Genomic DNA, 13,443 nt, shown 5'->3' with positions numbered 1-13,443 from the left:
CTCACTAAAAAAGGCTGAAACAACGATGATTGTTCCAACCTCTTTTTTTATTGCTACTATTAATTTGACTTTATTCGGACCATACTTGACTAGCCACGTGATTCATCAAATCAATTTTGGCCCATTGCTGTTCTCCAGTTAAATCATTGCCTTCTTTAGTTGAAGCAAAGCCACATTGTGGTGACAACGCCAAATTATTTAATGGCACAAAATGGGCCGCGGTTTGAATTTGCGCAATAAGTTCTGCCGCTGTTTCCATTTGCCCAGTTTTTGTCGTAATTAATCCCAAAACAAAAACGGCTTGCGGTTGTTCTTGATGAATTTGCGCTAAGGGAGCAAAATCCCCATCAGCTTGCTGATCATCATATTCTAAGAAAAAGGCATCATAGGGTAATTGTGTCAAAATATCAACAATATCTTGATAAGTTCCCCCACCTAACGGTGCTGAATGAAAATTACCGCGACAAATATGAGTTGTTACGATTAAATCGGCCGGTAAACTGGCTAGTAAATCTTGCAGCAGTTGCACGATTTCTTGTGTTAATTTTTGTGCTGCTTCTGGTTGCTCTTGTAACCCAGCAAACGGCAATGTAATTCCCAATAACCAAGGATCATCTAATTGTAAATACCGTAAACCTAAATCATAGAAGTGCTGAATTGTGCGTTGATACGTAATCAAAATATCGTGCAAATATTCTGCGCGCGTCGCATAAAATTGTTCTACATTATTAATTACTGCAAAATTACCTGTAAATAAGAGTGGCGTTGGTGCTGGAATGGTCACCTTGGCTTGTTCATCATCGTGTAAGAGGCTATTTAAATACAAATAATCCGCAAAAAAAGGATGTTGCGCATTGTACTGAATTCTACCAGCCAATTGTAAACCATCATCAACTAACTGTTGCCCACTAAAGTTCAATTGAAAACCTTGTGGCACAACCGCAATTCCGGTTAACCCCGCCAAAAAATCCAAGAAAAAATTTTCACGGTTAAATTCACCATCATTCAGCACCGCCAAATGATGCTGGCGTTGCTTGGTTACTAACTGTTTGACTGCTTGTTGTTGCAGTGCTTGAAATTTTTCTGGTGTTAAACTGTGATCTTTTGCTTGTTGGTAAGCCACTTTTAAAGTTGCTGGTCGTAAAAAGCTCCCCACAACATCAGCATGATAAGGATACTTATTGATTTTCATAATTGCTTCAGACCTCTTTTGCTTAATTTAATTCTAGTCTACACCCGTTGCATTAAAATTCTAGAAATGTTGTTGACAAATATGAGTTTTATTTTATATTAAGACTATTAATGTAACTTTGAAGGGAAACAATTAAGTATGCAAATTGAACCAGTTAATTTTCGTGACATCGGCGGTATTGCAACGGCAACCGGTCATTTAAAAAAGAATACTTTTTTTCGTAGTGGCCAATTAATTAATTTAACACCAGCAACAAGTGCTTTTTTGGCCAATACTTGTCAAATCAAAACAATTTACGATTTTCGCAGTACTAAAGAAACAGAACAAATGCCGGATACTCCAATTAAAGCTATTACTTGGAAACATTTGGACATCTTGGCTGACGCCACGGCCAATTACGCTTCTATGAATAAGATGGTAGAAAACTCTGGTGATACCCACCAACATATGCTCGAAACTTACGAGCAATTGGTTACCAGTCATTCTGCTCAAGTTGGTTATCACGCTTTTATGATGGATTTAATTGAACAGCCACAACCAATTATTTTTCATTGTTTTGCTGGCAAAGATCGCACTGGTTTTGCAGCTGCTTTAATTTTAAAAGCGGCTGGTGCTAGTGACGAAGCCATTATGGATGACTATTTAAAAACCAACGAATTACGAAAAGAAGCCAACCAAGAAATTGTGGAGCAGCATCGCGATGAAATTACTGATTACCAAGTACAACAATTATTGATTGCTCTGCAAGTGGCACCAGAATATTTACAACATGCCCAAACGGTTTTGATTGCCAAATATGGTAATTTTGATAACTATCTTCAAGCAGGTTTGAATTTACCTGCAGATTATATCACTCAATTTCGAAAACTATATGTAGAATCCTAAAATATTTCAAAAGACACTGAGCTCACAATTAAGCAATTAAAAAAGCCAACTTTTCAACAAAAGTTGGCTTTTTTAATCACTAAAATATTATAGAACAAACTTTTCAAAGGCTTGCGCAATGCCATCTTGATCATTAGATTGGGTAACATAAGTAGCGTGTTGTTTGGCTAAGTCCGAGCCATTCCCCATCGCCACTGCTGTTTGCGCAAAATCGAACATCGGAATATCATTTTGTTCATCACCCATTGCCATCACTTCTTGCGGAGTAAAACCTAATTTTTGACTCAAAGTCTTTAAAGCAATCCCTTTGTTAACATCAGCGTGCATAATTTCCAAAAAGTTAGCTGCAGCCCGTACTACATAATTATCCTGACCAAAAGTTTGCTTAACTTCAGCTTCCTGGCGATCTAATTCAGATTTGTCACCCACAAACACTGCTTTAATCATCGTAGTATCATCCGAAACCGCTTGCGGTTGACGAATTAAAATTCCCGCCTGATTTTCCCAAGCTTGAATGACAGTTACCCAATTTACATCTTGGTTACTAGTGTAAATCTGACTGTCAGCATCCAGGACATTATAGGCCAAGTGATGTTCTTGGGAATAAGTATCGACCAGTTGATAAGTAGCTTTCGTCAAACCTTTTTGACTAAGTTTTTCACCAGTTACCGATTCAATTACCGCACCATTAAATGTAATAACATATTGATCTGGTTGTTGAATCTTTAATTGGTTTAAAAATCCTTGCACACCAGCTAAGGGGCGGCCCGAGCATAAGACAACTTTCACGCCGTTATTAACTGCTTGACCAATCACTTGAATCGTTGACGCCAATAATTCACCTTTACTATTTAATAACGTATCATCAACATCAATTGCGACTAATTTAATCATTGCTTTCTCCTTGAATTGTATTTTGCATCTGCTTTTGTGCTTGCCAATAATCGCTGCGCTGCTGGCGCCAATACTGATAGTCTTGCGCATTGATCGTTCGCAGCACGCGAGCAGGGTTACCAACTGCGACACTATTTTCCGGAATATCTTTCGTAACTACTGAACCCGCACCAATCACGGAATTCTTGCCAATAGTTACTCCAGGTAAAACACTAACACTCCCACCCAACCAAACATTGTCTTGAATAACGATTGGTTGACCAAACTCCAGTCCTTCTTTACGTACTGTCGGATCCACCGGATGCCCTGCAGTGTACAAGCTGGTATTTGGCCCGATTAGTACATCATTGCCAATTGTAATCGAATTAACATCTAAAAAAGTACAATTTTGATTAGCATAAAAATTATCACCAATGAAGACATGGCGCCCATAATCAACATAAACTGGCGGATTAACATACAGATTCTGTCCGGCTTTGCCAAACAGCTGATGTTCTAAGGCCACAATTTGTTCAGTTTGATTTAAAGGAACTTGATTAATTTTTTGAGCAATCAATTTGCCCGCCATGGATTGATGTTCTGGCAAAATTTGATCAGAACGATAAAGTTTACCTTGCTGTAATTGTTCATAATCAAAATCAGATTGCATTTTTACACCTCCTATGGCTAATTATGGCATAAATTGAGACATTATGAAAACGTCATTATAGTAGTATTAATACTTTCTTAATCTTTTTTTCTTAAAAGACCGTTTTACGTTTTAATATATAATATAATGATATTAATCATAAATAGTAAGGAGGATTATGATGACAACTTATCAAGAACAAGATCCCCAGTTATGGCAGCTCATTGCTCAAGAACAAGATCGTCAAGAACACAATATTGAACTGATTGCTTCGGAAAATATTGTTTCAAAAGGAGTTTTAGCCGCACAAGGATCCGTTTTAACCAACAAATACGCCGAAGGTTATCCAGGCAAACGCTACTATGGTGGCAATGAATACATTGACCAAATTGAACAATTGGCCATTGACCGCGTGAAAAAGCTTTATCACGCTGATTACGCTAATGTCCAACCACATTCCGGTTCCCAGGCTAATGAAGCTGCTTATCGTGCCCTAATTAAACCTGGTGATCGCGTACTAGGCATGGACTTAGATGCGGGCGGTCACTTAACTCATGGTTCGAAAGTTAATTTTTCTGGTAAAACTTATGACTTCTATAGTTATGGTGTCGATGACAACGGCTTTTTAGATTATGATCAAGTCCTAAAAGTTGCACAAGAAGTTCAGCCCAAATTAATTGTTGCTGGCGCTTCCGCCTATAGTCGCGTAATTGATTTTCAAAAATTCCGCGATATTGCCGATCAAGTCGGCGCCTTATTAATGGTCGATATGGCTCACATTGCTGGCTTAGTAGCGGTGGGGTTACATCCTAGCCCGGTTGGCGTAGCCGACATTGTAACTTCAACTACACATAAAACGTTACGTGGTCCACGAGGCGGCTTTATTTTAGCCAAGGAACAATATGCCAAAAAAGTTAAAAGCGCAGTTTTCCCAGGAACCCAGGGTGGTCCTTTAGAACACGTCATTGCTGCTAAAGCAGTAGCCTTTGGTGAAGCCAGTCAACCGAGTTTTAAAACTTACCAGCAACAAATTCTCAATAATGCCCAAGCTATGGCAGCTGTCTTTAATGCTGATGAGCAAGTCAAAGTCTTAACTGGTGGTACTGACAATCACTTAATGACCTTAGATTTAAGTCAAACCAAGTTAAATGGTGCTCAAGTCCAAGACTTATTAGATCAAGTACGCATTACTACTAATAAAGAAGCAATTCCTAATGATCCGCTACCCCCTTCTAAAACATCGGGTCTACGTTTAGGGACACCAGCGATTACTAGTCGCGGTTTTGATGAACAAGATAGCCAATTAACCGCCCAATTAATCTTGCAGGTCATTCACAACGCTGATGATCCCGCAAAATTAGACCAAGTCAAACAACAAGTCCAAACATTGACTGCCAAGCATCCAATTCAACGTTAAACTAAATTTAAATTACAGACAATGAAGCCCCCGAAGTTCGAATAACTCCGAGGGTCTTTTTACATTGGACTACGATAGTAAGCATATCAATTTTAAAAATCAAATAATAATCTTATATCGTAAAAGTATATTCCACTCGATCACAACGAACAATTGAACTAGAAAAATGCATCACCTTTTTATCAGCTGAATAGCCTAATTTATCAACTACAAACAAGGGATCACCAATCAAGCAATCTAATTTTTTAGCCAAATATTCATTTGCCGAGATCCCACTAATATTAAGCTTCGATTTAGCTATTTTTACCCCATATTTTAAGTCAAAGACCTTATATAGATCATTTAGCGATATCATATTTTCAATGAATTTTGGAAAAATATTGGCTGATACATAAATATTATCAATGCCTACTGGTAAGTCATTTTCACTTATTAAGCGTTGTACATAGTACAGAGGAAAAGAAATATTCTTCACTACTGCTGAAGGTAGACTATCACTCTTATCATTAATGATTTTGGTTTGTAAAAAGTCATTCTTGACTCGATGCCCCTTTGAAGAATAAAAATCATAAAAACCCATCGGCGTTTTTCCAATTTCTTTAACTTCTTTGACGTATTGTACAAAAGTTCCTTTTCCCTGAATCTTTTTGACTAATCCTTGTTTTTCCAACATTTGTATCGCTTTGCGTACAGTTATTTTACTCACAGAAAATCTGTCACATAATTCATTTTCAGTAGGCAACTTTTCACCAAAAACGTATTTTTCAGAATAAATTTCACTTCGCATCAATGAAGCTATTTGTACATATAATGCTTGGTTCTTTTGTAACTCCGTCATTAATTGATTCCTTTCAAAATTTAGATATAAAAAGCCCACGCATCCCTACGAGGATTTCCCGTCGAAATGGTGAGCATTTCAGGACTGAAATTAAAGAATTCCAAGCGCTCCAATAATTATTCCAAAAACAATAATGCCTATTAGTAGGGTATTAGTATTTACTTTTTTCTTTATTAGGTAGTATATCACAAGAGTAAAAATTATTGGCAACAATTTCGGAAAGATCTGATTGATCATGCTCTGTAATTTTAATTTGGTACCACCCGCTGCAAATTTCAGAGGAGTTGTAATATCAATCATACTAGCAACCATGCCACCAACAACTGATAAACCAATGATAGAAGCAAACTCCATTATCCGATCCATCAAACCTTCTTCATACAGTTTGGTTAGATATTTATTACCAGAATTATAGCCTAAAAATGTGCCATAATACGAGGCCAACAATGATGGAATTGCAAATAAACCAACGGCAAGAATTGGGCCCAACAAACTACCTTGCTTAGCAAAAGACAATCCTATACCAAAAGTAATTATTCTAATTGTTCCTTGAAAAAAAGAATCTCCAATACCAGCAAATGGCCCCATTAAACTAGTTTTAATCATCGAAATAGAGTCGGCATCATAATTATCAGGATCCTTAGCATTTTGTTCTTCCATTGAAGCAGAAATTCCCATAATAAATGACGTCATCTGCGGAGTACAGTTATAAAACTGCATATGCCGTTTATAAGCTTTTTTCTTGCCATCTAAATCATCAGCATATAGCTTATCTAAAATAGGCGCCATACCATACATAAAGCCCATATTCATCTGACGTTCATAGTTCCAAGAACACATAATCGCCATTGATCTCAGAAAAACTTTGCGCAAATCTTTTTTAGTAATTAAACTGCCAGATTTATCTGTAACGTCAGTTTTATCAGTCATTTTGCTTCCTCCCTTTACCATAGTTAACTTTGTCCATAATAAACGCTAGTAATACTGAGAAACATGTTAACCCGATAAGACTCAAATGAGAGTACGCCACAACTAAAAAACCAAACAAGAAATAAGGAAATAGCTTCTTGCTAAGCATCGTACTCAACAACATCGCAAAACCTAAAGCAGAAAGTAAATTACCAGCAACAGTTAAACCATGTGTAATTGCGTTAGGAATACTATCAACTATTGGCTTAATAGATGATGCACCAAAGTAAATAGTCACGAATATTAATGTAAAGTATAGAATACAATTTAATGCTAGCGACCACCATATATGAACATGTTGTGCGCGTTTAAAATCGCCCCGATCAATTGACTTATCAGCAGAATGGCTGAATTGCGAAATTAACATCCGCATTAAAATATCAATAAATTCTGCTGCTACGGCTACTGGTAAAGCAATAGCTAGCGCTGATTCAGTACTGGAACCTGATAAAATCGAAAATGCCGTAGCAATAACGCTTCCAATTTGCATATTAGGTGGAGCTGCTGCACCGATTGCAACAAAGCCCATTGAAATCAATTCCATGGAAGCACCTAAAATAATTCCCTGTTTTAAATCACCTAACACCAAACCTGTTAATGTACTTAAGATTAATGGTCGCCCAAGATTTTGACGTCCAAATATTCTTGAATCAAACACACCAAAGATAGAAACCAAGCCTAAGAGAACCGATTTTAAAAGCATTTAATTTTCCTCCTAAACAAAGCTAACTTTTTCAGGTGATACCGATGGGACTTGCTGTACAACAATCTTGATACCACTCTGAATAATGTTTTGTGTTGCTGCTAATTCATCACTATTCAAAAAAATTGTTTTAGCGTACTGTTTAGAACCATCTTTTTTAGCTACACCACCATAATTGATTTCTTTTACTTCATCTGGAATAATTTTAGCAACTTCATACGCTTCTTCAGGTCCTTTTACTAGAATCATAATTTGATCATTACTATTTTTTTCAATCGTATCTTTTATTTTAGCGATGGGAATAATATCTAGTTCACAATCAGTTGGTTTGGCCATTGATAAGGCCATCTTACTCATTTGATTATTGATAACTTTGTTATCAGCCACAATAATACGATTAATTGAATATTGTTTTACCCAAGAAAAAACAACTTGGCCGTGAATCAAGCGATGATCCACTCTGAATAGTTTAATCATTAAGCTTAACCTTCCTTCTCCTACATTGACTCAATTTTTTTGTTAACTGATAATATCCCTTCTCGACTTTCCTTTATCATCTTAGCAATATCCACATTAGATAATAAAGTGCCATTATTTCTTGCAATAATAACTTCAATTAATAGTTGTAAATTTAAACCTGAAATAATCTCAATTTTTTTATTTGAAGTTAATGCTTTAATAGCTTCATTGGCAGGCGTTCCTCCAAAGATATCAGTTAAAATTAAAATATCTTTTTTTTGACACTTGTTCATAATCAAATCTTTTAATAAATCTTCATAACTGTCAACGGACATATTTTCGACAAATGATGCAGTATAAAGTTTTAAATCAGTATTACCTAAAATTAAAGAAGCAGCTTGTATAAAACCATCACATAAACTACTATGAGTTGCTAAAATAATATCAAAATTCATTAAATCACCTGATTATTTAGTATTTCAAATGCCACATGTAACGTCGTACATCTAAGGAATGACCTCTTTCATAGGCTAAAGATTCCACAAGTTGTCTGATCAATACTCCAGATAAAATAGCAGCAATATATTCTTTAGCAGTATCATCTACAGAGTCTAATGGTAGTTCAGCTTGGTCAATAACTGTTAAGCAATCAGTATGTTGTTGAGCAAATTTTTCAACACGTTCATCCAAGAAACGTGTATTACCAATACTTTTCACTAATAAAAATGGCATATCGTAATCCGTTACTTCAAATGGGCCGTGGAAGTATTCACCTGAATGAATAACACCAGAGTTAATCCACTGCATTTCCATAAACCAGCACAGCGCTGTTGAATAAACTTCGCCATAATTAATACCGCTACCAATGGTATATATAGTAGAACTTCTTTTATATTTTTGTCCCCAAGCCGTAGCTGACTTAGAATGCTCCGCTTTGACTTTCACAGTTAAATCTTGTAATTTATTTAATTCATTAAAGCAAATATCCCATTTACCATCTCCAGTAAAATGTTTCAATAACTTAAAAATTAATCCATAAAAGACTGGCTTATTTAAATCGCTAGCATCTGCTTCAGTACCCCAATCATAATGAATCGGATACTCACTTGTTTCCCATAAAGGTGAACTATCATCATGTGAAAAGCTAATAGTTAAAGCTCCACTTTCTCTAGCCATTTTTGTAGCTTGAACAGTTTCCGGCGTAGTTCCAGAGTGTGACATGGAAACTACAATCGAATTTTCACCTAACATTTTAGGCTTATCATAAATAAATTCATTAGCAGTATAAACCTGATTAATTAAGGTAGATTGCTTGTCAAAAAGATACTGTCCCGGCATAAGAACTGCTTGTGATCCTCCGCATGCTACAAAGAAAATACTATTAAATGATCTCTTCGAAACAGCTGCTACTGCATTTTCAATTTGTGATACGTGCTCTTTTCTCATCTGCAAAACTTCCTTTATCTAGTTTAAAGATTATATAACATTATATAACCTTGTATTAAGTATACAATGATAGCGTTTTATAAAGCAAGTATATTTATTAAATAATTCAAATTAATTTAAATTTTACAAACAAAAAAGAAGCTAGGACCAAAAATATCGCTAATCTAAACGACATTTTTGATAATCCTAGCTTCAAAGCAAATTTGTCTCAACGTATTAAAACCTATAAACTTTTAAAATTTTATCATAAATTCAAATCGGTTTGGTAATTTAACGGCGACAAAGCGGTAGACCGCGTCACTAATTCGGCAATCAATTGTCGATACTGTTGCGCCGCATACTGCGCATTTTCTTGTGAACACTTGGTTAAATAATTTGCTAACATGGACTGATCACTAAACTCCTGCGCTGTACGGTCACTCTGGTGCAAAGCATAATTCAAGTGGGCTGTAATCTTTGTTTGATAATCTTTTAAAAGTGAACCAAATTCATGATAGTGACTATCAACCAAGACACCTGCCAATTTATAAAGCCAATAAGCAGACACACTATCATACTTCAGATCGCCTACTTGATAAAAATCGGGTGTTTCATTCATTCCTAAATAAAATGGCACATAAACACTTTGAGCACTAACCCCCATAGCCAACCACTGAACACAAGCAATGGCTGGACGCCAATTGGGACGAATTTGCAGTAAATGGGATTCTTGAGTTTTCGCCAAACTAATTGGACGGAATGGATGTTCCTGCTGATTTAAAATGTCATACGGTGTTTTTTCATAGTGCGAAGAGAGATACATTTTTGCGTCATCAATACTCAATTTATGTTGCGGCTGATGTAAGAAGGACAAGTTTTCACTCGTAGGCTGTTCATCAGTAACTCCGGAAAATTGTTGCTGTCCCCACCAAACACGGGGTGTATTATAATGTTCATCAAAAGCGGTCTGTGTTCCAAAAATTTGTCGAAAATTAAATCCAGATGTTGCAGGATTCAACTGATGCTCAATCACAAACTCTTTGAGATCATCTTTAAACATAAAATTATAATTATCTTCAAAATCAATTTCTTGAATGGCAACTTGATTGGCGACAACAGCATAACTATCATCAGGAATTCGTTGGGCGGCCCATTGATGACCGCAAACAATTTCCATATACCAAGCTTCTTGTTGGTCAGCAAATAAAACGCCATTGGATTCACAAGTGCCATATTTTTCCACAATACTGCCTAGACGTTCCACTCCTGCCCGGGCGGTTTTGACGTATGGCAAGACACAAGTTACCATTGCTTCTTCACCAATACCATCAGTCACCAAGGGATCGGCTCCTAAAGCGGTCGCATTGGTATAAGTACTTTCGGTGGCGCTCATAGCGACCCCAAATTCATTAAAACCATCCTCTTCAAATAGACCGTTCTTTGAGGTACATTCTGGAGTCGCTGTATATTTAAAGCGTTCTTTAGGCAACGGCATTTGAAAATGATTGGCTTGTGAAACAAATTGTTGTGCAGTCGTAAACTGTTGATGCTGATGTACTAGAAAATGTTTCGGTAACGCGGTATTAGCATCTTCATTGCGTCCAATAATAATTGAACCATCCAGGCTAGCATTTTTACCAATTAAAATACTAGTACAAGCACTGGTTCTATGTGGGGTTTCCATTGTTTGACCTTCTATCTAACATTATTTAATCAACTTATTTTAATTGTAGGCATGTTTATGCAGCAGTGCAACTAATCCCCCAATTAATCTTTAATTTTTCAAATTGCTATTGACACAAACGCCATATTTCGATAGTATATTAATGTTGATTCATTGGGTATTCGCCAAATCGGTAAGGCAACGGACTCTGAATCCGTAATTTGTAGGTTCGAGCCCTACATACCCAATCAGTTCTAAAACATCAAAATACCAACCAAAAGGTTGGTATTTTTTTATGTTATTAAATTTTTAAAATAAAATGAGCATTAGGTATCATAAAATTGGTTAGTACGCACGATGCTAGTTAAAAAATAATTGAAATAAAAAGCCCGATCTCTAAACTATTTATACTATCATAATACCTCTTCTTTTTGTCCATAACATTTCCTTCAGATTTCCCCCAGATCACGAAATATAATTTTTAACGGCAACTCGGGTGCCATCATGTTTAAAGACGTCTTTATCACAATTATTGCACCAATAATTGTGAGTATAACCAGCCAGTTGTTTTCTGAACTATTGCACAGCAAACACAATAAAAAGTGAGTTGCTAATTACAACAGCACAAAAAAAGCCATTCCTACCAGCATAGGAATGGCTTTTGTGTCATCATGCAGACGTCTTTATCTACATGTCAATTATAACACGACTATTTAAAAACTAACAACCTGCCGTTTTGGTAAACTTCAAAGAATTCAATTAACGCCTGATCAAACTGATTTTGCATCATTCGCACCAAAATTAAATTGTGGTAAATCCGTTCAGCAATTAAAACCAAAAAATGATATGCTTTGCAAACAGCAGCTTCCTTTGCAAAGCATATCATTTTTAAATTAAGAAAATATTCTATAGCTCAATACTTAATCATGCTTTTCATCACAGCCATTATTATTTAGTAAATTCTGGTTCATTTAAAGCATGTTGGGCAGCTAGATTGAGTAAGCTCCATTGCCGATCGAATCCGGGCTGGAAGAAGAAGTCCGCTTCTGCTAAATCTTCGACCGTCAATTGGTGTTGAATGGCTAAGGCTAAGACGTTAGCTTGTGCTGTAATATCATAAGTTGACAAGACTGCCCCTCCTAATAGCACATGACTTTGCGGATCAAAGAATAATTGCACGTAGACAGCTGGATTGTCGACACCACTAGGAACATAACTTGGCCGCAAAGTATCTTGGTAAAATGAACTAGCTAGCTGAACTCCTGCACGCTCGGCCGTGCTACTATTCAAACCACTTTGGGCAAAATGATAGTCAAACACACTCAAAGCTGACGAACCCACTACGCCCTTGAACGGCTGTGCCGGTTGTTCTTCAAATAAGTGTTGCACCACATAACGAGCTTCGCGCCGGGCTACCGTCGCTAAGGCAATGGGCATTTTTTGTCTAGCAGCTACCGAGTAAGCTAAGGTTGCATCCCCGATTGCATAAACATCTGGCAAATTAGTCCGCAAATATTCATCCGTCTGAATAAAACCACGTTCATCTAAAGCAACCGTACCTTGTAACCAGTCAGTTACCGGTTTGACACCTGCTGCTTGAATGACTAAATCACTGGGATAAGTAGCTTGCTTACTTTTGACGGCCTGAACTTGACCCGCTTGACCACTAAATTCCGTAATCTGGACATTAGTTTGAACATTAACACCTTGATCAGCTAAATGTTGACTTAAGATATCTGTTAACGGGGCATCTAAATACATTCCCAAAGGGCGCGCAATCACGTCTAATAAAGTAACTTTTTTACCAGCTTTCATGGCGGCTTCCGCAGCTTCAATCCCGATATAACCGGCACCAATGACCGTTACATTTTTAACCATTGGATCTGCTAATTTAGCCTTGATTTTGGTAGCCCAATCTAAGCCCCGCATCAAATAAACATTATCTAAATCAGTTCCTGGAACTGGCAGTGATTTGGGTTGGACACCGGAACTCAAGATTAGTTTATCATAAGCAACCGTTTGACTTTGCCCCGTTGTTACATCTGTTACTGCTACTGTTTTTTGATCACTATTAATCTGAGTCACCTGGTGATTACTTAAAATGTGCACGTTATCTTGCGGGAAACTCTCCGCGCTAAAGTTGCGGACATCATGAACATCAGTCACGCTGTCTTCCAAATACAATTCCATACCGCAAGACATAAACGAAATAAAATCGCCGGCCTCAAATAACGTAATCTCGACCTGATCATGATAACGATTGAGTAATTCCAAGATGGACTGATGACCACCATGAGAAGCACCAACAATTACAACTCTCTTTTTTTTCATAAAAAATCTTCCTTTGAAAAATTAAATTAGTGATCCCAT

At 36.8% G+C, this 13,443-nt stretch carries 13 protein-coding genes and 1 tRNA gene; 3 read left to right on the top strand and 11 right to left on the bottom strand.

The window, feature by feature from the left end:
- Nucleotides 1-70: 70 nt before the first annotated feature.
- Complete coding sequence (locus tag AC3B6B_RS04225) at nucleotides 71-1,192, bottom strand: uroporphyrinogen decarboxylase/cobalamine-independent methonine synthase family protein (RefSeq protein ID WP_489757425.1); 1,122 nt, start codon at nucleotides 1,190-1,192, stop codon at nucleotides 71-73.
- Nucleotides 1,193-1,330: 138 nt separating this feature from the next.
- Here AC3B6B_RS04225 and AC3B6B_RS04220 point away from each other — a divergent pair, with 138 nt between their 5' ends.
- On the top strand, nucleotides 1,331-2,077 hold the full coding sequence (locus tag AC3B6B_RS04220) for a tyrosine-protein phosphatase (protein ID WP_489757424.1): 747 nt from the start codon (nucleotides 1,331-1,333) through the stop codon (nucleotides 2,075-2,077).
- A gap of 87 nt (nucleotides 2,078-2,164) precedes the next feature.
- Here the strand turns inward: AC3B6B_RS04220 and AC3B6B_RS04215 are convergent, their stop codons facing one another.
- A complete protein-coding gene (locus AC3B6B_RS04215) occupies nucleotides 2,165-2,971 on the bottom strand; it encodes a Cof-type HAD-IIB family hydrolase (protein ID WP_489757423.1) in 807 nt (268 codons plus the stop codon).
- Complete coding sequence (locus AC3B6B_RS04210; RefSeq protein WP_489757422.1) at nucleotides 2,964-3,620, bottom strand: sugar O-acetyltransferase; 657 nt, start codon at nucleotides 3,618-3,620, stop codon at nucleotides 2,964-2,966. The genes AC3B6B_RS04215 and AC3B6B_RS04210 overlap by 8 nt, the downstream gene beginning before the upstream one ends.
- Nucleotides 3,621-3,780: 160 nt before the next feature.
- Here AC3B6B_RS04210 and glyA point away from each other — a divergent pair, with 160 nt between their 5' ends.
- A complete protein-coding gene (gene glyA, locus AC3B6B_RS04205) occupies nucleotides 3,781-5,016 on the top strand; it encodes a serine hydroxymethyltransferase (RefSeq protein WP_489757421.1) in 1,236 nt (411 codons plus the stop codon).
- A gap of 112 nt (nucleotides 5,017-5,128) precedes the next feature.
- Here the strand turns inward: glyA and AC3B6B_RS04200 are convergent, their stop codons facing one another.
- The 7 genes from AC3B6B_RS04200 to AC3B6B_RS04170 all read right to left on the bottom strand — a co-directional run bounded on the left by AC3B6B_RS04200 (nucleotide 5,129) and on the right by AC3B6B_RS04170 (nucleotide 11,094).
- Nucleotides 5,129-5,854, bottom strand: a complete 726-nt coding sequence (locus tag AC3B6B_RS04200) for a GntR family transcriptional regulator (protein WP_489757420.1) — start codon at nucleotides 5,852-5,854, stop codon at nucleotides 5,129-5,131.
- Between the two features lie 90 nt (nucleotides 5,855-5,944).
- The gene (locus tag AC3B6B_RS04195) at nucleotides 5,945-6,784 is read right to left on the bottom strand and encodes a PTS system mannose/fructose/sorbose family transporter subunit IID (protein ID WP_489757419.1); all 840 of its coding nucleotides are present in this window, start codon (nucleotides 6,782-6,784) and stop codon (nucleotides 5,945-5,947) included.
- A complete protein-coding gene (locus AC3B6B_RS04190; protein ID WP_489757418.1) occupies nucleotides 6,777-7,526 on the bottom strand; it encodes a PTS mannose/fructose/sorbose/N-acetylgalactosamine transporter subunit IIC in 750 nt (249 codons plus the stop codon). Before AC3B6B_RS04190 ends, AC3B6B_RS04195 begins: the two co-directional genes overlap by 8 nt.
- A gap of 12 nt (nucleotides 7,527-7,538) precedes the next feature.
- Nucleotides 7,539-8,003, bottom strand: coding sequence for a PTS sugar transporter subunit IIB (locus tag AC3B6B_RS04185; RefSeq protein WP_489757417.1), 465 nt, complete (start codon nucleotides 8,001-8,003; stop codon nucleotides 7,539-7,541).
- A 20-nt stretch (nucleotides 8,004-8,023) separates the two neighbouring features.
- Nucleotides 8,024-8,440, bottom strand: coding sequence for a PTS sugar transporter subunit IIA (locus AC3B6B_RS04180; RefSeq protein WP_489757416.1), 417 nt, complete (start codon nucleotides 8,438-8,440; stop codon nucleotides 8,024-8,026).
- 16 nt (nucleotides 8,441-8,456) lie between these two features.
- On the bottom strand, nucleotides 8,457-9,431 hold the full coding sequence (locus AC3B6B_RS04175; RefSeq protein ID WP_489757415.1) for an SIS domain-containing protein: 975 nt from the start codon (nucleotides 9,429-9,431) through the stop codon (nucleotides 8,457-8,459).
- Nucleotides 9,432-9,675: 244 nt separating this feature from the next.
- Nucleotides 9,676-11,094 (bottom strand): C69 family dipeptidase, encoded by a 1,419-nt coding sequence (locus AC3B6B_RS04170; RefSeq protein ID WP_489757414.1) that lies wholly within the window; start codon nucleotides 11,092-11,094, stop codon nucleotides 9,676-9,678.
- 154 nt (nucleotides 11,095-11,248) lie between these two features.
- Here AC3B6B_RS04170 and AC3B6B_RS04165 point away from each other — a divergent pair.
- Nucleotides 11,249-11,321 (top strand) — tRNA-Gln (locus AC3B6B_RS04165).
- A 700-nt stretch (nucleotides 11,322-12,021) separates the two neighbouring features.
- On the opposite strand, the gene AC3B6B_RS04160 is transcribed toward AC3B6B_RS04165, so the two are convergent.
- Nucleotides 12,022-13,404 carry an NAD(P)/FAD-dependent oxidoreductase gene (locus tag AC3B6B_RS04160; RefSeq protein ID WP_489757413.1) on the bottom strand — a complete coding sequence of 461 codons (1,383 nt, stop codon included), beginning with the start codon at nucleotides 13,402-13,404 and terminating at the stop codon, nucleotides 12,022-12,024.
- Nucleotides 13,405-13,443: the final 39 nt, after the last annotated feature.

It is taken from the genome of Bombilactobacillus sp. ESL1197, assembly GCF_058107145.1.
This window is presented reverse-complemented; position numbering and strand designations above follow the sequence as displayed.

Coding starts and splice junctions, on each gene's coding strand:
- AC3B6B_RS04170 (WP_489757414.1), bottom strand. CDS start 11,094: ATGGAAACCCCACATAGAACCAGTGCTTGTACTAGTATTTTAATTGGT.
- glyA (WP_489757421.1), top strand. CDS start 3,781: ATGACAACTTATCAAGAACAAGATCCCCAGTTATGGCAGCTCATTGCT.
- AC3B6B_RS04200 (WP_489757420.1), bottom strand. CDS start 5,854: ATGACGGAGTTACAAAAGAACCAAGCATTATATGTACAAATAGCTTCA.
- AC3B6B_RS04215 (WP_489757423.1), bottom strand. CDS start 2,971: ATGATTAAATTAGTCGCAATTGATGTTGATGATACGTTATTAAATAGT.
- AC3B6B_RS04175 (WP_489757415.1), bottom strand. CDS start 9,431: ATGAGAAAAGAGCACGTATCACAAATTGAAAATGCAGTAGCAGCTGTT.
- AC3B6B_RS04190 (WP_489757418.1), bottom strand. CDS start 7,526: ATGCTTTTAAAATCGGTTCTCTTAGGCTTGGTTTCTATCTTTGGTGTG.
- AC3B6B_RS04220 (WP_489757424.1), top strand. CDS start 1,331: ATGCAAATTGAACCAGTTAATTTTCGTGACATCGGCGGTATTGCAACG.
- AC3B6B_RS04185 (WP_489757417.1), bottom strand. CDS start 8,003: ATGATTAAACTATTCAGAGTGGATCATCGCTTGATTCACGGCCAAGTT.
- AC3B6B_RS04210 (WP_489757422.1), bottom strand. CDS start 3,620: ATGCAATCTGATTTTGATTATGAACAATTACAGCAAGGTAAACTTTAT.
- AC3B6B_RS04160 (WP_489757413.1), bottom strand. CDS start 13,404: ATGAAAAAAAAGAGAGTTGTAATTGTTGGTGCTTCTCATGGTGGTCAT.
- AC3B6B_RS04180 (WP_489757416.1), bottom strand. CDS start 8,440: ATGAATTTTGATATTATTTTAGCAACTCATAGTAGTTTATGTGATGGT.
- AC3B6B_RS04195 (WP_489757419.1), bottom strand. CDS start 6,784: ATGACTGATAAAACTGACGTTACAGATAAATCTGGCAGTTTAATTACT.
- AC3B6B_RS04225 (WP_489757425.1), bottom strand. CDS start 1,192: ATGAAAATCAATAAGTATCCTTATCATGCTGATGTTGTGGGGAGCTTT.